The sequence below is a fragment of the Lentilactobacillus parakefiri genome, assembly GCF_002157585.1.
Taxonomy (GTDB): domain Bacteria; phylum Bacillota; class Bacilli; order Lactobacillales; family Lactobacillaceae; genus Lentilactobacillus; species Lentilactobacillus parakefiri.
The window spans coordinates 19096-31099 of the sequence record NZ_BDGB01000019.1 but is presented as its reverse complement, the minus strand read 5'-3'; the positions used below and the strand labels follow the sequence as shown (position 1 = coordinate 31099).

The window sequence follows — 12004 nt, the reverse complement described above, 5'->3', positions numbered from 1 at the left end:
TTGGTTACCGAAACTTCTTCAGATTCCGGCTCAGAGTACTGTTTGCTTTTCGAGTTCATACAAAAAGAGCTCTAATCACCAAGTGATTAGAACTCCAATATTTTGTTCACCAACAACAGTTGACGAAGAACCCAAAAAACCTCTTCACCGCGTTCGGTAAAGAGGTTTGAGTTAGCCCTGAGTCTCCTCAGGAGTCGCCATACCTTCTTAACCTCACGGGGTTAATGTTAAAGGTTCTGTTTGATTACTTAGAATCATATGCTATTTTGGCAGAAAAAACAAGGCTATTTCAAAATTAATTTTCAAAATGATTATTTATCCAAGAAATCGAATATATTGTCAAATGACGACTAACTTATCTATAAGGGCGCTATTTGAGGTCGTCCGGCTGTATTTAATAAATATACATATTGTATTTTATTTGTACATAATTATCCGAATATCGGCAAATATTGCATATTTTTACTTGACATTTCCCTCAAATACTTCTATCTTAAATATTCAAAAGCGTTAACTGTAAATACCGCAGCAGTGTTAGGAACAATTTGAGGAGGTTCGGACATGAAAAAATATCTTACCCTAGAAAATGGCGATGTTTTCGTCGGCGAAGCGTGTGGTGACTTGGGCGCAGAAATTGACGGCGAACTCGTCTTTACCACCAGCATGACCGGCTACCAGGAAACATTGACGGATCCATCATACAAGCATCAAATTATCAGTTTCACCTATCCACTGATTGGCAACTATGGCATCTCACTTGATACCAGCCAATCCGATAAGGTTCAAGCAGCCGCCGTCATCGTCAAGGAAATGACTAATCAAGTCTTTCATTACCAGAGTGTCATCAGCCTCGACGCTTTCTTAAAGCAGTCGAAGACACCAGCAATCAGCGGGATCGATACCCGACAGTTAACCAAGATTATTCGTCGCTATGGGACAATGAAGGCCAGCTTGACCAATCAACCAATCGTTGACCAGCCGGCCGACCGTGAAGCCGCCATCATCAAATCGGCCACACTGTCCGCAAGCGACGCCAAAGATGTCGAACATGTTGTCGTTGTTGACTTTGGGGTCAAAGATAACATTGTCAAATCATTGCAGCGCCCTGGCGTGGATGTCACCGTTGTCACGCCGGAATCAACTTTCGAAGACATTGTCAACTTGCATCCAACCGGCGTTTTGCTTTCAAATGGTCCTGGTGACCCGACTGATTACGCCGCATTCCTCCCAGTTATTCAACAACTGCAGGATAACTTCCCACTGTTTGGTATTTGCCTGGGTCATCAACTTTTGGCTTTGGCCAATGGCGCTAAGACTTACAAAATGACGTTTGGGCATCGAGGGATTAATCACCCAGTGAAAAACCTGATTACCGGTGAGATTGACATCACTTCACAAAACCACGGTTACGCCGTTGACGTCGACTCGGTGGAAGACACACCGCTGGAAGTGACCGCCTTAGAAGTCAACGATCACACCTGCGAAGGTCTGCGCTACCCTGGCCGTCCGGTATTCTCAGTTCAATACCATCCAGAAGCAGCACCTGGTTCACACGATGCAACTCAATTATTTGACGACTTTCTCGAAATGCTGCACGTAAACGGAGGGGTTCACTAATGCCAAAAAGAGAAGATATTAACAAAGTATTGATCATCGGTTCCGGTCCAATTGTGATCGGCCAAGCTGCTGAATTTGACTATGCCGGCAGTCAGGCGTGCTTAAGCCTTCGTGTAGAAGGTTACTCAGTTATCTTAGTCAACTCCAACCCGGCAACAATCATGACCGACGACGAAATCGCCGACAAAGTTTACTTGGAGCCTTTAACTGTTCCAAGTCTCAAGAAGATTATTAACAAAGAACACCCAGACGCAATCCTCCCAACCTTGGGCGGCCAGACTGGTTTGAACCTTGCCGTTGAGCTTAGCAAGGACGGCATCTTGGACGAACTGGGGATCGAATTGTTGGGGACCAGCCTCCAAACCATTAACGAAGCCGAAGACCGTGAAAAGTTCAAAGACTTGATGCAAGAATTACATCAGCCAATTCCTGATTCCAAGACGGTTTACGATCTCCAGGACGGTTTGGATTTTGCTCACAAAATCGACTACCCGGTCATCATCCGTCCGGCCTACACTTTGGGTGGCACTGGTGGCGGCATTGCCCATAACGACGATGAAATGATGACCATTTTAAACCGTGGCCTCACCATGTCGCCGTCAACTGAATGTCTGGTTGAAAAGAGTATCGCCGGCTTCAAAGAAATCGAATTTGAAGTGATGCGCGACCACCATGGCAGTTCCATTATCGTAACGGGATGGAAAATTTCGATCCGGTCGGCATCCACACCGGTGATTCAATTGTCTTTGCCCCAACCCAAACGTTGACTGACAAGGAATATCAACGTCTGCGTGACGCCTCTTTGACCATCGTTAACGCCCTTAAGATCGAAGGCGGCTGCAACGTTCAATTGGCTCAAGACCCGAATAGCGAAGCTTACTACGTCATCGAAGTCAACCCACGGGTCAGCCGTTCATCTGCTCTGGCTTCAAAAGCCACCGGGTACCCGATTGCGAAGATTGCGGCTAAGATTGCCGTTGGCTTGAATCTCGACGAAATCACGAACCCAATAACGCAAACCACGTTCGCGATGTTCGAACCGGCTCTGGATTACGTGGTTGCTAAGATTACACGATTTGCTTTTGATAAATTCACAAACGCCGATCGCAAACTGGAAACCCAGATGAAAGCAACCGGTGAAGTCATGGCAATCGGCAGTACCATTGAAGAATCGCTGTTAAAAGCGGTTCAGTCGTTGGAGCTGGATCAGCAAGCGCAAACCGACCTGATTCCGACTTATACGCACGGCATGTCAATGGGCGACTTGCTGGAAAAGATCAAGACGCCGACTGATTATCGTCTATTTGAAATCTTTGCGGCTATTGGTAAGGGCGCCACAATTCAACAAATTAACCGTTCAACCCAAATTGATCTATACTTCCTGTCCAAACTAGAAAACATCATCAAAATGCAGCAGCAAATGACCGATGGCCTGTTAAGCGCCGATGAAGTCTTAAAAGCACGCAAATTAGGTTTCAATAACGCCATGATCAAAGCCCTTCACCATGCAACCGACGATCAATTGGTGAAGCTCGACGCCATGGAAGATCAACACCTGGTTTATAAAATGGTTGATACCTGTGCTGCGGAGTTCGAAAGTACGACACCTTACTACTATAGTACAGTGGGTAACGAGAACGAAAGTAAACCGCTGGGTAACAGTATCGTGGTCATCGGTGCCGGCCCGATCCGAATTGGGCAGGGCGTTGAATTTGACTACGCCACCGTTCACTCTGTTAAAGCGATTCAAGCAGCTGGGTACAATGCCATTATTATTAACAATAATCCCGAAACGGTTTCAACTGATTTCTCCATCTCAGACAAACTTTACTTCGAACCACTAACCATCGACAGCGTCATGAACATTATCAATTTGGAACAGCCAATCGGCGTCATCGTTGAATTTGGCGGTCAAACGGCAATCAACCTGACCGAAGGCTTAACGCAACATGGTGTTTCAATATTTGGGACCTCGCTTCACGGTATCGAACAGACCGAAGATCGTCACCAATTTGAAGACCTGTTAATTGATCAAAACATTGCCCACCCTCAAGGGGACACGGAAACTAACGCCCCAGAGGCAATGGCCATTGCCAACAAACTAGGATACCCAGTGTTGGTACGTCCAAGTTTTGTTCTCGGTGGTAAGGGTATGGCGGTCGTTCACAATGATGACGAATTAAATGAATACCTCATTCCGGCCCTCAAAAACAGCCACGGTGAACCAATCTTAATTGACCAGTACATCCCTGGCACTGAATGTGAAGTCGACATCTTAAGCGACGGCAATGATGTCTTTGTTCCCGGCATCATGGAACATCTGGAAGGCGCCGGCATCCATTCAGGTGACTCGATCGCGATGTATCCGCCACAGACTTTAACCGCTGACCAGAAAGAAAAAATTGTTGCCATTGCCACCAAGATTGGTAAACAGGTCCACGCGGTCGGCATGATGAATATCCAATTCATTGTCGCAGATGAAGTGTACGTGATCGAAGTCAACCCACGAGCATCCAGAACGGTGCCGTTCATGAGTAAGATTGTTAAACTGCATTTGGCACAGCTGGCCACTCAGTTGATCTTAGGTAAGTCTCTCGCCGAAGTTGGGCTGAAGCCGGGCCTGCACCCAGAACCAGCCAAGGTTTATGTCAAAGCGCCAGTCTTCTCCTTCGCCAAATTACCAGGTGCCCCAACAGCATTGAGTCCAGAAATGAAGTCAACCGGAGAAGACATCGGAGCCGGCGATAACCTCCAGGAAGCCTTACACAATGCGCTGTTTGACAGCTACCACATCGATACCAATCACCTGAGTGGCAATGTGCTCTTGTCAGCATTTGACGCCAACAACGCCAGCTTAGTCGAGCAACTCAAAGGCAGCGGTTTTGGCATCGAAACTTACCACGAAGGCACGGAATGGCCAAGCAATCTCGCATTTGCTTTGAGTTCAGAAGATGAAACACCCGATCAAAAGCATTTGGTCGCTAATGCACTAAGCCATCAAGTGCCAGTGTTTACTGCCCAAGATACTGTGATGGGTGTGTTTCAGCCACAATTGATTAAATAAAATTTATAGAAAATAACAAGCACCCTCGGAGACTCAATTCTCCAGGGGTGCTTGTTTGTGTTTCTTCACTGTTTACTTTGCTTTTTCTCTTGATATATCTGGTACAGGCCCAATGCGAACGTGATGATGAACAAAGCTCCAAAGGCTAACGGAACAAGAATCATGCTGCTTGCCCAGTAGTTGATGGGCGCATCAGTGGGCCCGCCGCCCACTGTAAATGTATTTGAAATTTCCTGAATAATTTACATGAAGAAAACTGTTAGCAGTCCAAAACTAAGAAAGACTGTCGAAATACGAATGTATTGCATCTTAAGATCTCCCAAAATAATGTTGTGATTTGTATCACATATCTGTTATAACATATTTTGAGGCGGTTTTCCCTTTAATATCTTCAAGTCAAATCACTTGCCCTTCCCCACCAAACGCGGTTCAATTAACGTGAATCATGTTGTTAACTTCAGGGGAGGTATAGACATGTTAGACGTTATTAAATCATTAGACCGATTAACTTGGAACACCCAGCACCACTTTGCTCACATTGAGGCCCAACACGACTTCATCCGAGCTTGGGCAATTCAATTCGAACTGGGCTACACTGATGTTCGGGTCGTACAAATGGCCCTGCAACTAGATGGCAAGCACCATGACCTGCTGACAAAATTCACCGCAGCCTATGACAAAGTATATGATTATGAATATGCCTTTGTTGCCGGCGGCTTGGAGGGCTTTAATGAGAAATACGGGGATAAAATTGAAGATTACCGCCAAGCAGCTAATGAATTTCTTGGCTTGATTGATCAAGTTCGTGAGTTAAATGGAAAGTAAGTCACACGATTAAAAATGTCCTTCACCAGATCTAAAGCCGGTGAGGGACATTATTTTATCCATAGTTATTAATTTCGCTTCGATTGGCATCCCAAGGAAACGTGTAAACGACGCCTTCCATATGAGATTTTGGCACAAATCCCCAATAGCGGCTGTCATAGGAAATATTCCGATTATCGCCCATCACAAAATACTGACCCTTGGGAACTACGGCAGTCTGTCCACCTCTGCGCCACTTCTTAGAAAGCATCGATAAATTAAACCCATTATCGTCGACATTGCTCAAGGTACCGGTGGTCTGCTGCTGGCGGGAGATGAACGGCTGCTTGACGTACCTGCCATTCACATATAGGTGGCCAGTCTTGGTATAGGTAATCCGATCCCCAGGAATTCCAATGACGCGCTTAACAAATTCAGTATTCGGCTGGGTATCAGGTGCCAACTTGTAGGCATTAAACACCACCACTGACAGCCGCTTGATTGGTTTGGTCTTTAAAATCACCACGTGCTCGTTATTCTGGAGGTTAGGCATCATCGAATCACCGTCAACTCTCACAGGTGAAATAATGTAGGCTTTGAGCAGCAGAGCCAACCCCAGTCCAATCACGATTGGCAGGATCCAGTTAAAGATATTTTTGATAACTTTCATCGTTCCCTCCTATTATATGTACATGCATGCCTATAAGTGTATGCCTCCCAGGCTAAGTTTTCAACGGACAAAGCAAAAGAGAATGTGACGAGGCCCAGCTGGCTTTGCGTTGACTACTGTTATCGGATACAATTCCCAATTACATCCCTTGAATAATGAAAATGTCGGTGTGATTCAATCGATACTGAATCCTTGAATCTATGTGTAATTACATATATAATTACACTCAGAAAGGGTGATAACGATGATTGTTAAAACAAGGCGTCAAGGAAACTCAATTATGGTGACAATTCCAGCTTCGTTTAACATTGGGGAAAATGTTGAATTTGAACCAATTAAAGATGAAAACGGGGTAATCAGCTTGCTGCCAATTCGACACAACATTTATCGCGCAGACTCGAATTATGATCTTCGAAAAGCAATGGAAAAAGAAAACATTGGTGACAATGACACACCGGTTGGCCGAGAGGATGTTTGGAATGACTAAAGATATCCCACAGCAAGGAGATCTCATCTGGATCGATAGTGAACCGCATGCAGGCAATGAATATGGTGGCCATAATCCCGATGCCAGCAACACTTTCAGGCCACTACTGGTGGTCAATGATGAAGCATACAATCAACGAACAGGTATGATTGTCGGCTTCCCAATTACCCACACAACTAGAATCAAAGCACCGTTTCAGATGACACTTTCTTCTCACACGATAGAAGGCCACGTTATTCTAACTGGCCTTTTGGGTTATGACTACATTGCCCGATCCGGCAAGATTGTCGATCATGTCAATGCGGCAGAACTCGCTCAAGCTATGACTGCTGTTAAGGATATTTTCGGCTTTTTTGATTGACGTCTGAAGGCAATGTCATTTTCAAGTTAAATTAATTCACAAACAGGCGCTAACCACTTCAACATAGTTAGCGCTTTTGTATTGTCACCAAATTAGTCGGTATTCACAGGTAAGGTTTGCTGTAAATAGATATGCCACTAAGTCAAAAACAAGCTATTTTAATGATGTTCCCAAATTGCTTAAAATTACACAATTTGGGAACATTATTAAAACGCTGCTTAGAAGTGCTAAGTATGAAAATAAAAGCCTCGAAGTATCGTCTTCAAGGTTCCATTAACAGCTAATATCGGATTGGCTTCACCATCCAAAATTGAATGGTGTTCACAAATTCCCAATTATCATGACCGACCTTCATGTAGTAGGTAATAATGGGTGCCTTTCGACCATGACGGAAAATCAACTTCCGATAATTGTACTTGGTCTTCAAATAGTAACGTTGCGGATTCTTATAGCGCATTACCATTGTTCTTGAGTGCTTGGTGTACTTGTACTCCACATGCGTAGTATCTTTAAACAAATCACTTTGATCATCATAATACTCGCCCCAATTTGCCGAATTATACTTAAGAACTTTTTGTTTTGTGGCATACCCCAGTGATTTCATATCAAGGTGTTTCCAGTTGGTACTGGCAGACGCTGATGTCGGAACTAAAACCAATAGACAAAAGAATGCTAGCAGTAACAACCACTTTAAAGTAATCTGATGTTGTCTGATACTTAACAAGTTCATCATCGACCTTTCATTTAATGGATGATTGTGAATAATGCTCATCCACAATCCGACGAATCTTAAATGCGACTGACCTAATTAGCAATTAACCGGCTTGACCAACTAGAATCGATACGTCACCGGGTACCCCATAAGGACTAATAGTTGATTGGCTTAAACATCCAGTACTTGATCGTATACAGGAACTGAAACTTCTGATTGCCAAGATTGTAATAATATTGAATAACTGGCTGCCGTTTATTCCCATGGAAAACGAGCTTTCGATAGTTGTACTTTGTATTTGCTTCAGGGGACTTTGATCTGTTCAGATAGCGAATAACCATCACCCGAGATTGATGATTATATTTGTACTTAGTTGATTTGGTATCCTTGAAATACTTTTTCTCGTAAATCTCTTCATAGTTGCCCCAGTTACTTCCATTGTATTTGAGAATCCGCTGCTTCTTTGCATATCCCATCATTTTGGGACTGTATGGCTGCCACGTAGCAGCACGTGTCTGGATGCAGCCGATCAATAGTCCCCCGGCAAATGTCATGATCATGAGAAGAGATACGCGATACCATTCTTTTTTCATCTGCTTTTCCTCTTTCCCCTGTGAAATCAAAATCACCAGTAGCGCCGTCAACGGTTCAATCTCCTACATTCTTGGAACAAGATGGTCGGCAACCTTAAAAACCGACACCTGACGAATCTTGAATTGGGTGACCATATATGACTTGTCGCTTGAATCGTACCCATCCTTATACGGAATCGTATACACAGTCTGATGAAACGCACGACTTTGCAATTTGGTGTACTTTGGGTCACAGCTGATTGCAGTCACCGGATGACCATCAAACAGAATCCGTACCCGAACAGACCCCTTTGACGAAAGTGACAGCAGCAATACCGTGATAATGCAAAGAGCTACAACAGCACCCAGCATTTTAAACACCTTACTCAAATATCGGCTCAGTTTCATCACTCCCCCTTCTACCCAAAGTACTGATCAGCCGTAACGGCAACATGAAAAATCCCTAAATAAGTTCTGATGGCAAAAGTTGATGTGTGGACACCTGTACTGCTATCTTTGTATGCAAACTTGTTGGGAACATCATATACAGGTATTTGAAGCGACTTGCTCGTCTTAGGAGAAAACTTCGGGTTACAACTAAATGCCGAAATTGGTGATACACCATGTGCTAACAGATTGGCTCGAACGGCGTTTTTGGCTGAGACTGTAAAGAATAAGCACACCAGGAAAAGGAAGATCACTACACCCACCAAGGCTCTTACCAATTTCCCTTTCATGATCAATCACCACTTTCATAACATTTTTTTCTATCGTTGCTGACTCTCCTAGTAGCAATACTACTTTGTTAGAACTCTGGTTGAGTTGGGTAAGCAATGTGAAATACCCATAAGTAAGATCTGACGTCAAACATTGAGACTTTAAACCCGTTCATATCAGTAAATGAGTATTTTAGTGGAATGGTATAGATAGTGGCCTTGAGAGCCTTGCTGTATGATTGGTTATATTTCGGATTGCATTTCAATGCAGCGGAAAGTGGAGCTCCCTCGATCGCCATAGTTGCTCTAACAGCATTTTTAGGAAACACAGTTATCAATAAACCCAAAATGAGTATTAAGGAAACTGCAGTATAAATAATTCGTTTAATCCAGACTGTTATTTTTGTAGATTTCATCATTACACAGGTACCGCAGTTTCCAAAGTAACAGCCATCGTGCACTAAAAATAAAGAATGACGATATACACAAATAGAAGCCCCAGAGCAACTCAGCTCCAGGGCTTCTATTTATTATTGATTTTATATGATTAATATAGGTAGTAATAAATTAAACAATCTCGAGATGCAGTTGTTGATCCTTAACCCAGTGCATGCCAAGCAGAACTCTGTAAAGCACGATGGAGATAACAGCTGGAACAACGATTCCCATTGCCAGGTACGCAACGAACATGTTCATGCTGGTTGATGCCAGGTTAAGTGGGGCGATAAATGAGTTCAACCCCAGGCCGCCTAATGTGTAAGGCACCTTGAAGCCGAAGAACATCGTCGCAATCGGTGCGGCCACCACAGCGGCAGTCATTGAAGGAATTGCCAGCCGCGGATTAGCTAACAAGTTCGGGAACTGAACCTTTGGTGTGATGAAACCTTGGGCAATGTTAGCACCCAGATTGTTTTGACGCCATGAGATAACCGTGAAACCAACGAATTGAGCGGTGGTTCCAATGAGTGCGGCGCCTGATGACAGTGGATCCAGCATAACGGCAACCGCAAGTGCAGCTGAGGAAGCCGGTGTCATCAAGAAGAGTGACCAGGCTAAGGCAACGGCCATTGAACCTAGGATTGGGTTAACCTGCATTGATTGGGCGATGAAAGCACTCAACCAGTTAAGGGCTGGCGTGGTGACACTGGCGAGCCCTAAGCCGGCGATTGAACCAACTAAAGTTGAAGCAAGCGGCACTAACATCATATCCAGTGGCGTTTTGCCTGTTAAGTACTTACCCACTAAGGCAGCGATTAACCCGGCAGCAACGGCACTGATTGGTTGACCAGTTGTAAAGACACCGGTTCCGGCTGCTTGTGCCATTTGGTTACCAGTAGCGGTTGCGGCATGAACGCCGGATGAAATGAAGTACACGGCGTTGGCACCAACGGTTGAGGCAATCATGGAACTAAACAGGACCAGTGTGTTGGTTTTTAATTGAGATGCAACAGCGGCACCAAATGCTGGTGCCAATAACCATTGGGCAATTGCCCCGACTTGATGTAATTGTGGCCAATTCACGAAGTTGGCAATGGTTTGGGTTAATAATCCGACCCCTAACATAACTAGGACGGCGTTTGAAACCCCTGCTGAAACTAAGTATACATAGTCTTTAACTGTCAGCTTATCAACTGGCTTATTTGCTTCTGTATCCATTGGCATTACCTCGCTTTTTCTATAATTATAATTGCATGAGAAAATAATGATAAAAATGAAATTGTTATCATTTAAACATCATTACACGGAGATGTCAACACCCATTTCAGAAAAGAAATTATTGAACACTATTTGGGTACCTAGACCAGTTTTGAAGTAAGCGGTCGCAATACATTAGGGCGTTAATGAATGTCGATTAGACAAGTCATCGCCAAAAACACATCATGAACTGCAATCAATATTTCGATAGTTGGATGATTTTCTCATATTATGTTGTCAGTTTGATGAGAGTCTTTTCATAATTCATCAATAACAGAAATCCCCCGTTTGACTCACTTTAAGATGCGGCATGACCTACCGGAGTGTATGCTATAATCGATTTAACTTCAGTAAGATCGGGAGATGAAACAATGAGTAAAATCGCAATCGTGACCGACAGTACAGCCAGCCTTTCTGATGCCGAAGTCAAATAGCTGGGCAACGTGACTGTCGTTCCGATCGTCGTTAATATGAACGGTACCACCTATCGTGAGGGCATCGATATTACCAACGATGAATTCTATTCCGCACTGGCGAAGGCTAAAAAATTGCCAACCACCGCACCGCCGACACCAATGGAAATGCTGAAAGTGTATGATCAGCTGGCCAATGCAGGCTACGACGAGATTCTAAGTATTCATCTGACTGCCGGTATCACCGGCTTTGTCAACAATCTGCGCACCGTGGTTCACGGCTATGCCAACGTCGAGGTCCAGGTCTATGATTCACACATCACAATTGAACCGTTGGGATACTTGGTGAAATATGCTTCAATGATGGCCAACCAGGGCAAATCAATGAGCACGATTGTCCACAATCTGGATGATATTCGGGCAACCATCGATGAATACTTCGTCGTTGATGATCTCAAGAACTTGGTGACCGGCGGCCGGCTGACCAACGCCGCTGCATTTGCCGGTGGCCTGCTTCGAATCAAGCCAATATTAACTTTGAATGACCACCACCAAATTGAAGCGATTGGAAAAATCCGGACTTTGAAAAGAGCCCTCAAGTATCTGGATGACGAATTCAACACCCAATATCAGAAGCTGGATTATCCGGTTCACGTCATGATGACTGGGACGAATAATTTAGCCGCCGTAAAACACTGGTGTGACTCGATCAAGCCCAAATATCCCGATGCCAGCTTCCAAGTCGGCCAAATTGGTCCGGTTGTCGGCACGCATATCGGATCCAACGCTTTTGTCATTCTGTGGTGCCGACAGGTTCCGGAATTAAACGGGTGATGGTCGTTAGGAGTTGCCCGTTGAGTAAGGTATAATATTACTAGTACCTAAACTCGTTA

Annotated in this window: 11 protein-coding genes and 1 pseudogene; 6 read left to right on the top strand and 6 right to left on the bottom strand. The window is 44.3% G+C overall.

Features of this window, described 5'->3' with window-relative positions; translation table 11 throughout:
- Positions 1-561 precede the first annotated feature (561 nt).
- The 3 genes and pseudogenes from LPKJCM_RS01110 (at position 562) to LPKJCM_RS01095 (ending at position 5506) form a co-directional block, all read left to right on the top strand.
- The gene (locus tag LPKJCM_RS01110) at positions 562-1617 is read left to right on the top strand and encodes a carbamoyl phosphate synthase small subunit (protein WP_057963298.1); all 1056 of its coding nucleotides are present in this window, start codon (positions 562-564) and stop codon (positions 1615-1617) included.
- Positions 1617-4460, top strand: a pseudogene (gene carB, locus LPKJCM_RS01105) (carbamoyl-phosphate synthase large subunit); the annotation flags it as partial. The gene LPKJCM_RS01110 and the pseudogene carB, both read left to right, overlap by 1 nt.
- A 695-nt stretch (positions 4461-5155) precedes the next feature.
- A complete protein-coding gene (locus LPKJCM_RS01095; RefSeq protein WP_014939299.1) occupies positions 5156-5506 on the top strand; it encodes a hypothetical protein in 351 nt (116 codons plus the stop codon).
- Positions 5507-5561: 55 nt separating this feature from the next.
- On the opposite strand, the gene lepB is transcribed toward LPKJCM_RS01095, so the two are convergent.
- The gene (lepB, locus tag LPKJCM_RS01090; RefSeq protein ID WP_057963299.1) at positions 5562-6155 is read right to left on the bottom strand and encodes a signal peptidase I; all 594 of its coding nucleotides are present in this window, start codon (positions 6153-6155) and stop codon (positions 5562-5564) included.
- Between the two features lie 244 nt (positions 6156-6399).
- Here lepB and mazE point away from each other — a divergent pair, with 244 nt between their 5' ends.
- Together mazE and LPKJCM_RS01080 are read left to right on the top strand one after the other, a co-directional pair.
- Positions 6400-6642: a type II toxin-antitoxin system PemI/MazE family antitoxin gene (gene mazE, locus LPKJCM_RS01085; protein ID WP_057963300.1), complete on the top strand. Its 243-nt coding sequence runs from the start codon at positions 6400-6402 to the stop codon at positions 6640-6642.
- A complete protein-coding gene (locus LPKJCM_RS01080) occupies positions 6635-7003 on the top strand; it encodes a type II toxin-antitoxin system PemK/MazF family toxin (RefSeq protein ID WP_057963301.1) in 369 nt (122 codons plus the stop codon). Before mazE ends, LPKJCM_RS01080 begins: the two co-directional genes overlap by 8 nt.
- A gap of 280 nt (positions 7004-7283) precedes the next feature.
- Here the strand turns inward: LPKJCM_RS01080 and LPKJCM_RS01075 are convergent, their stop codons facing one another.
- The 5 genes from LPKJCM_RS01075 to LPKJCM_RS01050 all read right to left on the bottom strand — a co-directional run bounded on the left by LPKJCM_RS01075 (position 7284) and on the right by LPKJCM_RS01050 (position 10659).
- Positions 7284-7733 carry a hypothetical protein gene (locus LPKJCM_RS01075; protein ID WP_225364075.1) on the bottom strand — a complete coding sequence of 150 codons (450 nt, stop codon included), beginning with the start codon at positions 7731-7733 and terminating at the stop codon, positions 7284-7286.
- A 137-nt stretch (positions 7734-7870) separates the two neighbouring features.
- Positions 7871-8308, bottom strand: coding sequence for a hypothetical protein (locus LPKJCM_RS01070; protein ID WP_057963319.1), 438 nt, complete (start codon positions 8306-8308; stop codon positions 7871-7873).
- Positions 8309-8371: 63 nt separating this feature from the next.
- Positions 8372-8695 (bottom strand): hypothetical protein, encoded by a 324-nt coding sequence (locus LPKJCM_RS01065; protein WP_057963302.1) that lies wholly within the window; start codon positions 8693-8695, stop codon positions 8372-8374.
- An 11-nt stretch (positions 8696-8706) separates the two neighbouring features.
- A complete protein-coding gene (locus tag LPKJCM_RS01060; RefSeq protein WP_057963303.1) occupies positions 8707-9024 on the bottom strand; it encodes a hypothetical protein in 318 nt (105 codons plus the stop codon).
- A gap of 546 nt (positions 9025-9570) precedes the next feature.
- Positions 9571-10659: a PTS sugar transporter subunit IIC gene (locus LPKJCM_RS01050; protein WP_057963305.1), complete on the bottom strand. Its 1089-nt coding sequence runs from the start codon at positions 10657-10659 to the stop codon at positions 9571-9573.
- Between the two features lie 482 nt (positions 10660-11141).
- Between LPKJCM_RS01050 and LPKJCM_RS01045 the strand changes: the two genes are divergently transcribed.
- Positions 11142-11945, top strand: a complete 804-nt coding sequence (locus LPKJCM_RS01045) for a DegV family protein (protein WP_225364074.1) — start codon at positions 11142-11144, stop codon at positions 11943-11945.
- The last annotated feature ends 59 nt before the right edge of the window (positions 11946-12004 follow it).